Annotated in this window: 14 protein-coding genes; 4 read left to right on the forward strand and 10 right to left on the reverse strand. The window is 70.6% G+C overall.

Going from position 1 to position 14,710, the window contains the following annotated elements; translation table 11 throughout:
• The first annotated feature begins 141 nt into the window (after positions 1-141).
• On the forward strand, positions 142-1,122 hold the full coding sequence (locus ACFY0I_RS32920) for a hypothetical protein (RefSeq protein ID WP_388902595.1): 981 nt from the start codon (positions 142-144) through the stop codon (positions 1,120-1,122).
• Between the two features lie 65 nt (positions 1,123-1,187).
• Entirely contained in the window at positions 1,188-1,475 is a 288-nt protein-coding gene (locus tag ACFY0I_RS32925; RefSeq protein WP_388902772.1) for a metal-sensitive transcriptional regulator, read from the forward strand.
• A gap of 66 nt (positions 1,476-1,541) precedes the next feature.
• On the opposite strand, the gene ACFY0I_RS32930 is transcribed toward ACFY0I_RS32925, so the two are convergent.
• The 8 genes from ACFY0I_RS32930 to ACFY0I_RS32965 form a co-directional block, all read right to left on the reverse strand.
• Entirely contained in the window at positions 1,542-2,333 is a 792-nt protein-coding gene (locus ACFY0I_RS32930; protein WP_388902598.1) for an enoyl-CoA hydratase/isomerase family protein, read from the reverse strand.
• Complete coding sequence (locus tag ACFY0I_RS32935) at positions 2,330-3,577, reverse strand: cytochrome P450 (protein WP_388902600.1); 1,248 nt, start codon at positions 3,575-3,577, stop codon at positions 2,330-2,332. The genes ACFY0I_RS32930 and ACFY0I_RS32935 overlap by 4 nt, the downstream gene beginning before the upstream one ends.
• A gap of 149 nt (positions 3,578-3,726) precedes the next feature.
• Positions 3,727-5,115, reverse strand: coding sequence for a cytochrome P450 (locus ACFY0I_RS32940; RefSeq protein ID WP_388902601.1), 1,389 nt, complete (start codon positions 5,113-5,115; stop codon positions 3,727-3,729).
• Between the two features lie 10 nt (positions 5,116-5,125).
• Positions 5,126-5,686 carry an ATP/GTP-binding protein gene (locus ACFY0I_RS32945; protein ID WP_388902603.1) on the reverse strand — a complete coding sequence of 187 codons (561 nt, stop codon included), beginning with the start codon at positions 5,684-5,686 and terminating at the stop codon, positions 5,126-5,128.
• A 3-nt stretch (positions 5,687-5,689) separates the two neighbouring features.
• Positions 5,690-6,085: a DUF742 domain-containing protein gene (locus tag ACFY0I_RS32950; protein ID WP_388902605.1), complete on the reverse strand. Its 396-nt coding sequence runs from the start codon at positions 6,083-6,085 to the stop codon at positions 5,690-5,692.
• Entirely contained in the window at positions 6,078-6,920 is an 843-nt protein-coding gene (locus ACFY0I_RS32955; protein WP_388902607.1) for a roadblock/LC7 domain-containing protein, read from the reverse strand. The genes ACFY0I_RS32950 and ACFY0I_RS32955 overlap by 8 nt, the downstream gene beginning before the upstream one ends.
• Positions 6,917-8,104: an ATP-binding protein gene (locus ACFY0I_RS32960; RefSeq protein ID WP_388902774.1), complete on the reverse strand. Its 1,188-nt coding sequence runs from the start codon at positions 8,102-8,104 to the stop codon at positions 6,917-6,919. The genes ACFY0I_RS32955 and ACFY0I_RS32960 overlap by 4 nt, the downstream gene beginning before the upstream one ends.
• Positions 8,105-8,864: 760 nt before the next feature.
• Positions 8,865-10,034, reverse strand: coding sequence for a magnesium and cobalt transport protein CorA (locus tag ACFY0I_RS32965; protein ID WP_388902608.1), 1,170 nt, complete (start codon positions 10,032-10,034; stop codon positions 8,865-8,867).
• Positions 10,035-10,171: 137 nt separating this feature from the next.
• Between ACFY0I_RS32965 and ACFY0I_RS32970 the strand changes: the two genes are divergently transcribed.
• The gene (locus ACFY0I_RS32970; RefSeq protein WP_388902611.1) at positions 10,172-11,380 is read left to right on the forward strand and encodes a winged helix DNA-binding domain-containing protein; all 1,209 of its coding nucleotides are present in this window, start codon (positions 10,172-10,174) and stop codon (positions 11,378-11,380) included.
• Positions 11,381-11,425: 45 nt separating this feature from the next.
• The gene (locus ACFY0I_RS32975) at positions 11,426-13,105 is read left to right on the forward strand and encodes an AMP-binding protein (protein WP_388902613.1); all 1,680 of its coding nucleotides are present in this window, start codon (positions 11,426-11,428) and stop codon (positions 13,103-13,105) included.
• 67 nt (positions 13,106-13,172) lie between these two features.
• Here ACFY0I_RS32975 and ACFY0I_RS32980 read toward each other — a convergent pair whose 3' ends face one another.
• Together ACFY0I_RS32980 and ACFY0I_RS32985 are read right to left on the reverse strand one after the other, a co-directional pair.
• A complete protein-coding gene (locus ACFY0I_RS32980) occupies positions 13,173-13,661 on the reverse strand; it encodes a glutathione peroxidase (RefSeq protein WP_388902615.1) in 489 nt (162 codons plus the stop codon).
• 47 nt (positions 13,662-13,708) lie between these two features.
• A complete protein-coding gene (locus ACFY0I_RS32985) occupies positions 13,709-14,515 on the reverse strand; it encodes a hypothetical protein (RefSeq protein WP_388902618.1) in 807 nt (268 codons plus the stop codon).
• Positions 14,516-14,710 lie beyond the last annotated feature (195 nt).

Genomic DNA, 14,710 nt, shown 5'->3' on the forward strand with positions numbered 1-14,710 from the left:
GGGTATCTGGTCTGTTCCCAGGTATACCCCCCGGTGGTATGGGTCCGCAAGGGATTCCGCGGCTTGACTTGGTACCCCCCAGGGGTATGGTGAGCTCATGAAACCGCTGGACGCGGCCTTACGTCGTACGGGAGAGCAGCCATGAACACCGGAGTGAAGACCGCCGCCTTTGCCGCCGCGCTCGCAGCGGCCTTCGGCGCCGCGTACGGGATCGGGGCGGGCGTGGGACCCGTGGGCTCACCCGTCGAGGTGGAGCACGCGAACCACGCGCAGGCCCCCGCGCCGACCGGCGCGGACGCCGGCCACGGAGGCCACGAGGAAGCCGCGGCCCAGGCCCCGGCGGCCGGTGGCCTCCAGGTGTCCGAGGGCGGCTACGCCCTCAGCCTGGACACCCCGCGGATCGAGGGGGGTCGGGGCGAGCTCCGGTTCTCGGTGAAGGACGCCGAGGGCCGCAAGGTCACCTCGTACAAGACCGAACACGGCAAGGAACTGCACTTCATCGTCGCCTCGCGCGACCTCACCGTGTACCGCCACCTCCACCCGGTACGGGCGGCGGACGGCACCTGGTCGACGCCGGTCGACCTGCTGGCGGCCGGCGGCTACAAGGCCTTCGCCGACTTCACCCCCGCCGGGGAGGGCGCGAAGGGCGTCACCCTCGGCGCCGACCTGGCGGTGCCCGGTGCCTACGCCCCGAACCCGCTGCCGGCCGCGGCGAACACCGCCGACGTGGACGGCTACCAGGTCGCGCTCGCCGGCACCCTCGACCCGGGCAGGGCGGGCGAGCTCAAGCTGACGGTCACCAAGGACGGCAAGCCCGTCACGAACCTGGAACCGTACCTCGGGGCCTACGGCCACCTCGTCGCCCTGCGCGACGGAGACCTCGCCTACCTGCACGTCCACCCCAACGAGGGCGGCCCCGGCCCCGACGTCTCCTTCACGGCGACGGCCCCGAGCACCGGCGCCTACCGGCTCTTCCTGGACTTCCAGCACGAGGGCAAGGTCCGCACCGCCGCCTTCACGGTGAACGCGGGCACGGGTCAGGCCGCCGCCGGCCCGGCCGCCACGCCCGCCCCCGCCCCCGAATCGGGCGCCCCGGAATCCGGCGAGGCGCACGCCCACTGACCCACCCGCACCGCGCCGGCGGGGCACGGGCCGGGGCCGGCGGGGGACTTCGACGCAGGGAAGGGATCGCCGTGCACGGTTACACCGCACACAAGGACGACGTCCTCAAGCGACTGCGCCGCATCGAGGGTCAGGTGCGCGGCCTGCAGCGCATGGTCGAGGAGGACGCCTACTGCATCGACGTGCTCACCCAGGTCGGCGCCGCCACCAAGGCCCTCCAGGCCTTCGGGCTGACCATGCTGGAGGACCACCTCCACTCCTGCGTCGCCACCGCCGTCACCGAAGGCGGCGAGGAGGCCCGCGCCAAGATCGAGGAAGCCTCCCGCGCCATCGCCCGCCTGACCCGTTCCTGACGGCGCAGCGCCCGGGATCCCGTTGACCCCGGGCGCCGCACCACCCGTACGTCCGGCCGAGGCGGGTCAGGCCCTCGTGTGCTGGTTGAGCGTGGCCGCCAGGAGGTGGGAATCGAGCAGGGAGACGTCCGCCGTCCTGTCCGCCCGTGCGTAGCCGGCCAACATCCTCTTGGTCAGGACGAGGGCTTCCGGTGAGCGTCGGACGAGGGGCCCGGTCCAGGAATCGATCACCTTGTCCAACTGGTCGAGCGGGACGCTCCGGTGGAGCAGACCGATCCGGTGGGCCGTCTCGGCGTCGAAGACGTCGCAGGTGAGCATGAGCTCGCGAATCCTGGACGTCCCCACCTCGGAGACCAGGCGTCCCATCGCCCCGCCCCACGCCGGCGGCAGCCCGATGCCGACCTCGGGCATCCGGAAGCGGCTGGTGTCCGCCCCGGCGCGCAGGTCGCAGAAGGAGGCGAGGGCGAGACCCGCGCCGATGACCCGTCCGTGCAACCGGGCGATGGTGACCGCGTGCGTGTTCTCCAACGCCTGGCACAGGCGGTGCGCCCTGTCGGCGATGCGCCGCAGGCCCACCCCCGTCGGATCGGCGGCCAACGCCTCCTGGTACTCGCCGCGGTCGGCACCGAGGCAGAAGTCCGCACCCAGCGAGGACAGCGTCAGGATCCGGACGTCGGGTCTCTCGTGCAGGTCGTCGAGCAGGCCGATGAGGTCGTCGATGACCGCGGTGTCCAACGTGTCGTCCTGCCCCCAGGGATTGAGGCGGACGTGGAGTACGGGGCCGTCCTGCTCGGCGTGTATCGCCTTGGGAGCGGTCCGGACGTGCGTGGGGGTGGGGGTGGGGGTCGAGTCGGTCATGCGATGGCTACGTCCAGGTTCAGCAGGCGCCGGAACGCCACGCGGGGCGCCATCGACGGGGTACGTACGAGGGTGAGGCGGGGAAGGCGCCGAATCAGCTGGTGGAGCAGGGTCTGCGCTTCGAGGCGGGCCAGCGGCGCGCCGAGGCAGTAGTGGATGCCGCCGCTGAACGCGAGGTGGCCGGGCGCGCGTGCGGGGTCGAACCGGTCCGGGTCGCCGTGCCTGGCCGGGTCGCGGTGCGCCGCTCCGACCAAGAGGTGGACCATCTCGTCGCGGCGGATCTCGATGCCCCCCAGCACGGAGTCCTGCGAGGCGACCCTGCTGATCACGTGGGTGGGAGCGTCGTAGCGGAGCGTTTCCTCCACGAACCCGGGTACGAGGTCCGGGTTGTCGGCGATCGTGTCCCAGCGTTCGGGACTCTCGACGAGCCGGAGCGTCATCGACGAGAGGAGGGTCGCCGTGGTCTCCAGTGCGGCCAGCAGGACGAACAACACCAGGTGGTAGACGGCCTCGTCGGCCTTGTCCCGGTCGGACTCGATCGCGTCCCACGTCCGGATCCACCGGGTGACGGGGTCATCGCCGGGGTGCGCGCGCCGATCGCGCACCAGCTCCATGAAGTACGTGCGGAGTTCGGCCGTCGCCGCGTCGGACAACGCCAGTTGGCTGGCCGACGGCAACAACTCCTGGGCGAACACCTGGTCATGGGTCAACTCGCGCAGCCTGGGCCAGTCCGCCTTCGGCAGTCCGAGCCAGTCACCTATGGTGGCCACCGGCAGTTCCTCGCAGACCAGCTCCGAGAAGTCCGCCTCGCCGTCCCGTATTCGCTCCGTGAAGGCGTCGAGGAGCTGATCCGTCGCCCGGCTCACACCGCGACCGATGCGCTCCAGGGCGCCCCGGTCGAACGTGCCCGCCGCCCGGCGCACCCTGGTGTGGTCCGGCGAGTTGAGCGCGACGAGCGTGTGGCTCATCTCGCGCGAGGACGGCGCGTTCCAGCGCGTCCCCGCACCCTGGCGCTCGCGCCATTGCCTGTCGGGCTCCAGCCATTGGCGGCTGCGCAACACCTGGTCGCAGGCGGCGAAGCCCGTCACGACGGTGCCGCCCCAGGGGGCGGGTATCACCTCGCCCCGTGAGAGGAGTTCGGCGTAGAGGGGGAAGGGGTCGGCCTGCCCTCCGGCCGTCCGTAGACGGGAGAAGAGGGAGGCGGACGCCCTACGGTCGTACGAAGTGGCTGTGGCAACGCTCATGATGGCGGCTCCTTTCCGAGAACCAGCCGCCATGCATACCCACATGATCGTTGAAACACCCTTTACCACCGAGTACTCAGGAGGCTGCTTGAATCACACTCAACTCACTCGATCCATTCAACTCGCGGTATTCATTCAACTCGTGTGACTCATTCGCCCCTGGTCCATGCCAGGAAGCGGCTGAACAAGCCGCCCTTGCCCTGCGACGCACCACCGCTGCCGCTGCCGCTGCGCGAGGTCGCGGAGCCGGAGGGCGAGGAGACGGGCGTCGATTGCTGGAGCGGTCGGCCCGCACCCGATGCCCCGGCCGGCTCGGCCGGCTGGGCAACGGGCCTTGGGCTGAAGCGGATCGGGAGGGTGACCAGCGAGCGGCTCCACGGGCTCGGCGCCCAGGTGAGCGTCTTGAACGGGACCCGCATCTCGACGTCGTGAAGCTGGTTCAGCAGCGTCTCCACGGCCGTCACGGTGATCATGAACGCCGGGTCCTTGGCGGGACAGGCGTGCGGTCCCGCGCCGAACGCCAAGTGCGCCTTCGCGCTCAGGTGTTCACGGTGCGCGGTCAGCTTCGGGTCGGTGTTGGCCGCGGCGAACGAGATCAGGACCGGATCATTGGCCCGAACCAACCGGTCGCCGAGCTCGACGTCATGAGTCGGGTAGTGCGCGGCGTAGTTGGCGATCGGCGCGTAGTTCCACAGGGTCTGCGAGACGGCGTCCTCGACCGGGAGGCCGAGCTGCCAGTCCTCACCGAGGTACAGGGCGCTACTGGTGCCGATGGCCGCGGTCAGGGGCGCGGTACCACCGGAGAGCAGGGTGACCAGCTGGTGCAGCACCTCCTCGTCGGTCAGCTGGGCCGGGTGCTCCATCAGACGCGTCGTCAGGTCGGCCGTCGGACGGCGGCGCTTGAGGGCGATCAGCTCGTTGAGCGCCCCGCCGAGCACCTCGTCGGCTCCGGGCTTCCCCTCGAAGATGCCGCTGATACCGGCGATCACGCGGTCGCCGATCTCGGGCGGGCATCCGAACAGGTCGCTGAAGACCAGCAGGGGCAACGGCTGGGCGTACTCGGCCATCAGCTCGGCATGGCCGCGGATGTCGGTACTGAACTGACTGATCAGGTAGTTGGCGGACTGCTGCGTCTGCCGGATGAGCTGGTGCTCGTTGACCGTGGCCAGGGCGTCGGTAACAGCGCGCCGCAGACGCGCGTGTGACGCGCCATCACTGAAGAGCGCGTTGGGCCGGTAGCCCATCATGGGCAGCGCCGGACTGTTGGCCGGGACGCGCCCCTCGTTGAGGGCGTTCCAGCGGCGGGAGTCACGCACGAAGGAGGCCGGGTTCTGCAGGACGTACAGCGCGGCGTCGTAGCTGGTGACGAGCTCGGCCTGGACGTCGGGCGCGATGTCCACGGGCGCGCTGGGGCCGAACGCGCGCAGCTGCGCGTAGTGGCTGTCGGGGTCGGCTCCGAACGAGGGACCGTAGAGCTGGACGTTCCCGTGCGCGGGGCAGCCGGGAGGTATCTCCGTCGAATCAAGTGGCTGTTGCATTCCTGCGCTCCTAGCCGAGTTGGGACATGAGGTGGGTCACGAGGGTGATGAGGGCCTGCGCCGAGGAGTTCTCGTCCCGTACGTCGCACTGCACGACGGGAGTCTCGGCGGTGAGGTTCAGGGCCTCGCGCACCTCGTCGAGCGGGTAGTGCGTGGTGCCCTCGAAATGGTTCACGGCGATGGCGTACGTCAGACCGAAACGCTCGACGAGGTCCAGGACGGGGAACGACTCGTGCAGTCGCTCCGGATCGACCAGGACCAGCGCCCCCAGCGCGCCCCGCGAGAGCTCCTCCCACATCTCCTTGAACCGCTCCTGGCCGGGCGTTCCGAAGAGGTAGAGCACCAGGGTGTCGCTGAGGGTGAGCCGACCGAAGTCCATCGCGACGGTGGTGGTCGTCTTGTCGGGGGTGCCCGACAGGTCATCGAGGCCCACGCTGGCCTCGGTGATCTCCTCCTCGGTCCGCAGGGGCTCGATCTCGGAGAGACTGCCGATACAGGTGGTCTTGCCGACCCCGAAGTGCCCCACTATGAGGATCTTCACCGCGTGGGAGACGTCTGGATCCAAGTACACGCGCTACGCTCCGAATCGATTCTTCAGGCCCTCTAGCACGGCACTGACCAGTTCTCTGTCGACACGTTCGGCGCGCGGTATCGGGGTCCTCGCGAGGATGAGACTGTCCTCCTCCAACTGCGCCAGCAGGATGCGGACGATGCCCAGCGGCAGGTGGGTGTGCCCCGCCACCTCGGCCACGGACAGGAAGCCGTTCGCGACCAGGTCCATGACCTGCCCCGCCTCCGGGGACAGCGTGCGCGCCGCCACCTGGACGTTCTCCACCGCCGTCGCCGTCACGAGCGTCGTGTGCTCGTACTCGTGGTCCGGGGGCAGGGCTCGTCCGTTCGTGATCACGAAGAGGGGGACTAACGGTGACGTCAGTTCCAGCTCTTCATCCTGTTCGGGCAGGTCAGGCATGGCCGGTCCCCTTCCCCCGTGTCCCCGCCGCGGTCAGTCCGGGAACCACCTCGTGCAGGCGCGTGGTGAACTTCTCTATGTCGCAGTCGTGTTCGGCGGCAGCCGCCAGGAACGCGTCGGGACCGGCCGCCATGAGGAAGATCCAGCCGTGCTGGAACTCGATGACCGTCTGACGCCATTGCGCGTCCTCGACGGCCCCGGCGAACTGGGAGGTGACCCGGCTGTAGGCGTGGATGCCCGTCATGGCCGCGGAGATCGTGTCCGCGAGGTCGCGACTCATCCCGGTGGTGGCACCGCGGGGAAGACCGTCCGATCCCAGCAGCACCGCGTGGCGGGCCCCCTCGACCTCGGACACCACCCGGTCGAGCGCGGCCAGGGCGAATCCCGCGTCACGAGGGCCCTGCTGCCGGGGAACGCTTCCCCGCGCACCTCCGGCGTCCTCGGCGCCCACCCTCGGCGGCGAGGTCAGGTTGTTGCCCAGCCTGGCGACGAGCCGGTGCATGCGGAAGGAGATCTGCTGCATGTCCACGTCGGGCGCGGCCGCGGCGGCCAGGTAAGAGCCCTGCCCCGCCCCGATCAGGAAGCTCCACCCGTGCGAGAACTCGATGATGGTCTGGTTCCACTGCCGGTCCTCCTCCGGACCGGCGAAGTGGGCCGTTGCCCGGCTGAGCGACTGCATTCCGGCCATGGCGGCGGAGATGGTACGTACGTCCTTCTCGGCCAGGCCCTCCGTCGCGCCGCGAGGAAGGCCGTCCGCGGACAGCAGGACGGCGTGCCGTGCCAGGGGCACGTTGTGCACGATGTCCTCGAGCATCCACGACAGGTCTGCGGTCATGCGTCTTCGGGCCCTTCGAACGAGGTGGCGTCAAGGTTGCGACCGGAGAGCGTGCCGCGCTGGAAGGCCCCCAGACCGCGCCCGGAAGCACGGCCCGTCTCCTGCGGCGTCCGGGGCGCGGGCGAGGTGCTGTCGGGATCCGGGACGCTCGCGATGGGCGCCTGACGTGCGCCGCGCTTGGGCAGACCGTGCATCGTGCGCGACGGCGCGCTCTGCGGCCGGCTCTCGGGGGCGCGCCGGATGTTGCTGACCGGAGCCTCCTGGGCGGGCGGTATCTCCTCCATGGTCCACAGCTCCTCGGGCAAGAGGACGACGGCCCTGACGCCGCCGTACCGGGAGACTCCGGTGACGTCGACCCTGAAACCGTGCTGACGCGCGATCAGGCCGACGACCGGGAAGCCGAACTTCGGCTGGGTCCCGAGCTGCGACAGACGGGGGGCGATTTCTCCGGAGAGCAGCGCGGTCGCCCGCTGCCGGTCTTCGTCGTTCATGCTGACACCGGCGTCGTCGATGACGATGCACAGGTTGTTCTGGACGCGCTGGAACGTTACTTCAATCGGCGCGTCGTGCTGCGAGAAGCTTGCGGCGTTGTCGAGCAGCTCCGCCACGGCGAGGGCGACGGGCGCGACCGCGGACGCCTTCAGGGCGAGACCGGTCTGCTGCATGATGGCGACCCGGTGGAAGTTGCGGATCTGCCCCTGGGCGCTGCGCACCACGTCGTAGACACTGGCAGGCCGGTTGCGACGACCGAGCGGCGCACCGCACATGACGGCGATGCCCTGAGCCTTGCGCGCCATCTGCGCGTTGGCGTGATTGACGTCCAACAGGTCGCTGAGCACGCCGTGTCCGCCGTACTTGCGCTGGATTCCGTCCAGAAGCGTCGTCTGCTCGGCCGCGAGGCTCTGCAGGAGACTGGCCGCACCCTTGAGGACGGCCTTGGTGTTCTCCTCCGCCGCCTCCTTGGCCGCGTGGAGCGTGGCGTCCTGCTCGTTCCGGAACCGCTGCAACTCGGAGTGCGAGGCGTGCAGGTGACCGTCCATCGTGAGCAGCTGGTGCCTGAGTTCGGCCTCGGTGTGCTCCTTCTTCGCCCCCAGTGCTCTGTTGCGGGCGACGAGTGCAACGACCGCGACAACGGCTATCGCCGCCACCGCAACCAAGCACCACACAAGTGCGTCTCGATTCATGGAAACCTTTCCCGGCGCATGGCATGCGGACGGCTGCAGATACACCTCGCGAGGCCCCGCAACACAGCTGATCGGCGCGGCTCACCCGCCGTGACGCGGAGAACCTGCCGCCGATCGGAAATCAGCATCTGCGTCAAAATGGATCAAGATCACAGATGCCGGGATGCTATCACCCGGTTCTTCGTCCCCTCGACGCCGGTCATGGCACCGCAAACCCCCAACCCGGCTGCTACGAGAGCGGGTTGACGAGGCCTTTCCATCCTGTGCCCACCATCGGCCACCCCACACGTCATCGCTCCGGCAAGCAGTTCTTCACGAGACGGACGACAATCCCTCACATCACCCTGAGGCCTCGTCAACTCAATTCCCGACGGCTCTCATGCGCCATCGACGGTGTGGCGCACGCCACTTCATCGGTCCCGAGCAGCAGAGGGATACGGCCCCCACCACGAGCGACGACACACGTCGCACCCCAATTCCACCGCTGCGCAAACGAAGCACGACCCCGAATGCGCCACGACGCCCGCCCACCGCCACGACGCGAGCCGTAGGTGACGCGGCCAACCCCCTCCGCCGACGCACCCTCCGGCGACGCCGAACTCCCCGCGCTCCGCCCCTCCCAGGTAACCCGCTCCCCCTCGAAGCGGAAGATCCCGTCGACACGTTGCCGCCGACATCCGGGATCAGCGGCAGAGCGCCGAGATGACGTCACCGAAGCCGGGGAACTCCCGGACCTCCACCACCCACCTCGATGCGCCGGCTACAGCCAGTCGCGCTTCTTGAAGATGACGTACAGGCTTACGCAGACCACCGCCATCAGCAGGATCGCGAAGGGGTAGCCGCCCGCCCACTTCAGCTCGGGCATGTCCTCGAAGTTCATGCCGTAGATGGTGCCGACCAGGGTGGGGGCGAAGAGGATGGCTGCCCAGGAGGAGATCTTCTTGATCTCCTCGTTCTGTTCGAAGCCGGCTTCGGCCAGGGCGCGCATTTCGGCGTTTTGCTGTTGGGAGACCAGGGTGGCGTTGACCGTGAGGATTTCGGTGAGGGCCTGGCGGAAGCCGTCTACGCGTTCGCTGGTGTGGGTCACGTGGTCGGCGACGTCGCGGAGGTAGCGCTGGAGTTCCTCGTCCGTGCCGTACTTGGCGAAGCCGGCCATCAGGCCGTGGAGCATGCCGACCAGGGGGCGGGTGGCGCGTTGGAACTCGACCATTTCGCGGGAGAGTTCGTAGATGCGGCGGGAGACCTCGGGGTCGCCGCGGAAGACCTCGGTCTCGATTTCGTCGATGTCGGTCTGGACGCCCGCGACGACCGGCGCGTAGCCGTCGACCACCGCGTCGAGGATCGCGTACAGGGCGGCTTCCGGGCCGAGGGAGAGGAGGGCGGGGTTCTCCTCCATGCGGCGGCGGACGGAGGAGAGGTCGGGGGCGCCGCCGTGGCGGACGGTGATCAGGAAGTCCGGGCCGACGAAGACGTGGAGTTCGCCGAACTCGACCTCCTCCAGGGCGTCCAGGTAGCGGGCCGCGCGCAGGACGACGAACAGGGTGGCGCCGTAGCGCTCCAATTTGGGGCGCTGGTGGGCTTCCAAGGCGTCCTCGACGGCGAGTTCGTGGAGGTTGAACTCGCTCGCCAGGGAATGTAGTTCGGTTTCCGTCGGGCGGTGGAGTCCGATCCAGGCCATGCCGTCGGGCTGGTCGCGCAGTTGCCGGAAGGTGTCGGCGAGGGTGGCGGGGGAGGCGACGCGGAGGCCGTCCCGGTAGACCGCGGAGTCGATCACGCTGCGGTGGTTCGGCGGGACCGGTGTTGCGGGCTCCGGTCCCGCCGAGCCCGTGCCGGGTGCGCCGGGCGGGGGAGTGGTGCCGGGGCCGGACGGGCGGAGCCGGCCCGGGCGCTTCGCGGGCGGGGAGGGGCGGCGGTCTGGTCGCTCCGGCATCGCAGGTCAGCTCCCGGTCGAACGTACGTTTACGGGCCAAGGGCAGGATATAGGGAGGGATCGGTAGGAAGCGGCCAAGGTGGGAGGCGGGAGGCTTGCGGACAGAAGGTGTCCGCAAGCGGCGCTAGCGTGCTGTCATGGCCTCCAGGACGAAGACCCCCGACCAGAGTCCCCAGCTCGGGACCCGTGCGCTGAACCGCGCCACGCTTGCCCGGCAGCTGCTGCTGAGCCGGGCCGAGATGTGCGCGGGGGACGCCGTCGCGCACCTCGTCGGGCTCCAGGCGCAGAACGTCAAGCCCCCCTACTTCCAGCTGCACGCCCGGCTCGCCGGGTTCCGGCCCGCCGAGTTGGCCGGGCTCATGGAGTCCCGCGAGGTGGTCAGGATGGTCACGATGCGCTCCACCATCCACACCCACACCGCGCACGACGCCCTCACGCTGCGGCCCCTCGTCCAGGCCGCCCGGGACCGCGAGGTCGCCTACTTCCGCAAGGGGCTCACGGGCGTGGACCTGGACCGGCTCGCCGAGCGGGCCCGCGCCTTCGTCGAGGCGGAGCCCCGCACCATGGCGGAGATCCGTGAGGAGCTCCTCCTCCAGTGGCCCGCCGCCGACCCGCAGTCCCTGTCCGTCGCGGCCCGCTGTCTGCTGCCTCTGGTCCAGGTCACGCCCCGCGGCGTATGGGGCCGCAGCGGGCAGGTCCGGCTGACCACCGTCGAACAGTGGCTCGGGGCGGACGCTGCCGCGGCGAGGGCGGACGCTTCCGCCGCGAGGGCGGACGCCCGCGCCGCGCAGCCCGTCGACGACGTGGTGCTGCGCTACCTCGGCGCCTTCGGCCCCGCCTCCGTCAAGGACATGCAGACCTGGGCCGGTCTCACCCGACTGCGGGAGGCCTTCGAACGGCTGCGGCCGCGCCTGATCACCTTCCGGGACGAGAACGGCACCGAGCTGTTCGACCTGCCCGACGCGCCCCGCCCCGACCCCGACACACCGGCCCCGCCGCGTTTCCTGCCCGAGTTCGACAACCTGCTGCTGTCCCACGCCGACCGCTCCCGCGTCGTCGCCCCCGAGATCAGGAACCGCACCTGGACGGGCAACCAGGCCCACCGCACCCTCCTCGTCGACGGCTTCCTCGCCGGGCTGTGGCGCCTGGACGACACCCCGGCGACCGGCTCCGGGACCGACGACGCCGGAGCGGACGGCTCCGTGAGGGGCCCCGTCCTCACCGTCGAGCTGTTCGGTACGCAGTCCCCCGCGCGGAAGGAGGAGATCGAGGCCGAGGGGCAGGTGCTGCTCACCGGGATGGCCGGCGGACCCGGCTCCGTGCGCTTCGGGTCAATCCACGGCTGACGCCGCCCTGGTGAACGGGACGCCCGGCGCGGCACGATGCCTGTCATGACGGAGAACAGCGCCACCGACAGCTTCCTCGCCGCACGGGACTTCCTGCTCAGCCACCGCGGGGACTACGACGCCGCCCACACCGGATTCACCTGGCCCCGCCCGGAGCGGTTCAACTGGGCCCTCGACTGGTTCGACCGCATCGCGGTCGGCAACGACGCCGACGCGTTGCGCATCGTGGAGGCGGACGGCACCGGCCTGAGCGTCTCCTTCGAGGACCTGAGCGGCCGCTCCGCGGCGGCCGCGAACTGGCTCCGGGCCCAGGGCGTGGAAGCCGGCGACCGGATCCTGGTCATGCTCGGCAACCAGGTCGAACTGTGGGAGGTGATGCTCGCCGCGATGAAGCTCCGCGCCGTCGTCATCCCCGCGACCCCCCTGCTCGGCCCGGCCGACCTGCGCGACCGGGTGGACCGCGGCGAGATCCGCCACGTCATCGCCCGCGCCGAGGACACCCCCAAGTTCGACGAAGTGGCCGGCACCTACACCCGGATCGCCGCGGGAGAGGAAGTCCCCGTCGGATGGCGGCGGCTGGAGGACATGCGCCGGGCCGACCGGGAGTTCCGTCCGGACGGCGAGACCCTCGCCACCGACCCGCTGATGTTGTACTTCACCTCGGGGACCACCGACCGCCCCAAGCTGGTCGAGCACACGCACGCCTCGTACCCCGTCGGGCACCTGTCGACCATGTACTGGCTCGGGCTGCGCCCCGGCGACGTCCACCTCAACATCGCCTCGCCCGGCTGGGCCAAGCACGCCTGGTCCAACCTCTTCGCGCCCTGGAACGCCGGCGCCACCGTCTTCGTCCACAACTACGCCCGCTTCGACGCGGAACGGCTCATGGCGGAGATGGACCGGGCCGGGGTCACCACCTTCTGCGCCCCGCCCACCGTCTGGCGGATGCTGATCCAGTCCGACCTCACCCGCCTGCGCAAGCCCCCGCGTGAGGTCGTCGCGGCGGGCGAACCGCTCAACCCGGAGGTGATCGAGCGGGTCCGGGAGGCCTGGGGCGTGACCATCCGCGACGGGTTCGGTCAGACGGAGACCACCCTCCAGGTGGGCAACTTCCCCGGCGCCCCCGTCAAGCCCGGCTCCATGGGCCGGCCGGCTCCCGGCTACACGATCGTGCTCCTGGACCCCGCCACCGGTGAGCCGTCGGCCGACGAGGGCGAGCTCTGCGTCGACCTGCGCACCCGCCCCGCCGGGGTGATGACCGGCTACCGCGACGACCCGAGGCGCACCGCCGAGGCCATGGCGGACGGGCTCTACCGCACCGGGGACATCGCCGCGCGCGACGCGGACGGCTACCTGACCTACGTCGGGCGCGCCGACGACGTGTTCAAGGCCTCCGACTACAAGATCAGCCCGTTCGAGCTGGAGAGCGCCCTGCTGGAACACGAGGCCGTCGTCGAGGCGGCCGTCGTCCCGGCCCCGGACGCACTGCGGCTCTCCGTCCCGAAGGCGTACATCACCCTCGCCGCGGGCTGGGAGCCGGACAAGGAGACCGCCCGGGTGCTCTTCGAGCACTCCCGGGCGGTCCTCTCCCCGTACAAGCGGATCCGCCGCATCGAGTTCGCCGAGCTGCCCAAGACGGTGTCCGGCAAGATCCGCCGGGTGGAACTGCGGGAGCTCACCGCGGCCGGCTCCGCGGGGGAGTACGACGAGGCCGACCTGCGCTGAGCGGACGTACGGGGCGGGCCCTGCGGCCCCGGGAGGCGTCCGCGGGCCGGCCCGGGGCGGACAGGACTCAGGCGGGCAGCTGCGCCTCGATCGCGGCGATGACCTCGGGGGCCTCGGGCTCGGTGCGCGGGCGGAAGCGCGCCACGACCTCGCCGGCGGGGGAGATCAGGAACTTCTCGAAGTTCCACTGGATGTCCCCCGCCTCGCCGTCGGCGTCCGGGGTCCGTACCAGCTCCTGGTAGAGCGGGTGCCGGTTCTCGCCGTTGACCTCGGACTTCTCCAGCATCGGGAAGGTCACGCCGAAGCCGGCGGCGCAGAAGGTCTGGATGTCCTCCGCGTTGCCGGGCTCCTGGCCGCCGAACTGGTTGCAGGGCACGCCGATGACGGTGAAGCCCTTCTCCTCGTACTTGAACTGCAGGCGGGCCAGCCCCGAGTACTGGGGGGTGAGCCCGCACTGCGAGGCGGTGTTCACCAGCAGGATCGCCTTGCCCTTGTGGGCCGCGAGGCTGGTCGGCTCGTCGGCCAGGGTGGTCAGCGGGATGTCGTACAGGCTCATCGGGCTCTCCTCGGCAACAACAGGAACAAGAACAACAGCCTCCGAGCCTAGGCCCCCGTCGCGACGAGTGCGTCCGCCGGGTCGTTGACCGGCTGCGGCATGCCGGTGAGGTCCATGACGAACAGCGGTATGCCCAGGTCGTCCGCCCGGCCGCGGGCCTCCTCCGTATAGCCCGCGAGCGAGAAGTAGACGCTGGTCGCGGAGGCCGTCAGGCCGTTCAGCCACACGCACTCCACCGCCCGCAGTCCGGCCGGGGTCGTCGACGGGTCCACCTGCGCGACCACGCCGGGGGCGCGCAGGTCCACCGCCGCCGAGGGGATGGGCAGCCCGTCCGGCCGGCGGACGTCCTGGAAGCCGAGCCACCGCAGGTACAGCGCGGCCGTCGCCACCGCGTCCCGGGCCGTACGGATGGTCACCGGCCGGAACGCGGGCCGCGGCACCGGGGTCCTCCCCGCCGCACCCGCACCCGTACCCGCACCCGCGGTCGGGCCGGGGCGCCCGGAAGCCGGAGCGCCGCCCGGCTCGGCTCCGTCGCCCGCCCCGAGGTCCCGAGGCCCGGACCCGTCCGGGTTCTCCGACCGCCGCTGCCCGGGCGGATCGACCGGAAGCAGCACCACGGTCCCGCACGCTCCGCACCCCACCTCCGGGTGCGGCCACTCGCTGTCCCGCCCGCAGGCCCCGCAGCGCACCGTGACCCAGCTCTGCGACCAGGTGCGGTGCGTGAGCGGGACCGGCGGTGAGGTCAGGTCCAGCGTCGGCGTGACCGGGCTCCCGCAGGCGCAGGGGAAGACCGGGGAGGTGTAGCCGTTCTCGCGCATGCACTCCGGGCAGCGCACCGGTACCGCTTCCGCCATGTGAAAAGGACCCCCTCGTCGCTGTGCGTGGGTCCATGCTCCACCACCCGCGACCGAGGGGGCGTCCCAGCCCGCGGATTCCCGCCGAAACGCGTCGACGCCTCGGTCATTTGTACAACTCACCGAAAGAGATGCGGCTTTTGGTGCGTTCCGGGGTGTCATCCCGCCTTGACGTCCGGGGAGCCGCCGCTTAGC

The sequence above is a fragment of the Streptomyces sp. NPDC001568 genome, assembly GCF_042893755.1.
In the GTDB taxonomy this organism is placed as follows: domain Bacteria; phylum Actinomycetota; class Actinomycetes; order Streptomycetales; family Streptomycetaceae; genus Streptomyces.

Excerpts from the sequence above, each read along its gene's own strand:
- ACFY0I_RS32920 (WP_388902595.1), top strand. The coding sequence starts at position 142 with ATGAACACCGGAGTGAAGACCGCCGCCTTTGCCGCCGCGCTCGCAGCG.
- ACFY0I_RS32930 (WP_388902598.1), bottom strand. The coding sequence starts at position 2,333 with ATGACCGACTCGACCCCCACCCCCACCCCCACGCACGTCCGGACCGCT.
- ACFY0I_RS32935 (WP_388902600.1), bottom strand. The coding sequence starts at position 3,577 with ATGAGCGTTGCCACAGCCACTTCGTACGACCGTAGGGCGTCCGCCTCC.
- ACFY0I_RS32940 (WP_388902601.1), bottom strand. The coding sequence starts at position 5,115 with ATGCAACAGCCACTTGATTCGACGGAGATACCTCCCGGCTGCCCCGCG.
- ACFY0I_RS32950 (WP_388902605.1), bottom strand. The coding sequence starts at position 6,085 with ATGCCTGACCTGCCCGAACAGGATGAAGAGCTGGAACTGACGTCACCG.
- ACFY0I_RS32955 (WP_388902607.1), bottom strand. The coding sequence starts at position 6,920 with ATGACCGCAGACCTGTCGTGGATGCTCGAGGACATCGTGCACAACGTG.
- ACFY0I_RS32960 (WP_388902774.1), bottom strand. The coding sequence starts at position 8,104 with ATGAATCGAGACGCACTTGTGTGGTGCTTGGTTGCGGTGGCGGCGATA.
- ACFY0I_RS32965 (WP_388902608.1), bottom strand. The coding sequence starts at position 10,034 with ATGCCGGAGCGACCAGACCGCCGCCCCTCCCCGCCCGCGAAGCGCCCG.
- ACFY0I_RS32970 (WP_388902611.1), top strand. The coding sequence starts at position 10,172 with ATGGCCTCCAGGACGAAGACCCCCGACCAGAGTCCCCAGCTCGGGACC.
- ACFY0I_RS32975 (WP_388902613.1), top strand. The coding sequence starts at position 11,426 with ATGACGGAGAACAGCGCCACCGACAGCTTCCTCGCCGCACGGGACTTC.
- ACFY0I_RS32980 (WP_388902615.1), bottom strand. The coding sequence starts at position 13,661 with ATGAGCCTGTACGACATCCCGCTGACCACCCTGGCCGACGAGCCGACC.
- ACFY0I_RS32985 (WP_388902618.1), bottom strand. The coding sequence starts at position 14,515 with ATGGCGGAAGCGGTACCGGTGCGCTGCCCGGAGTGCATGCGCGAGAAC.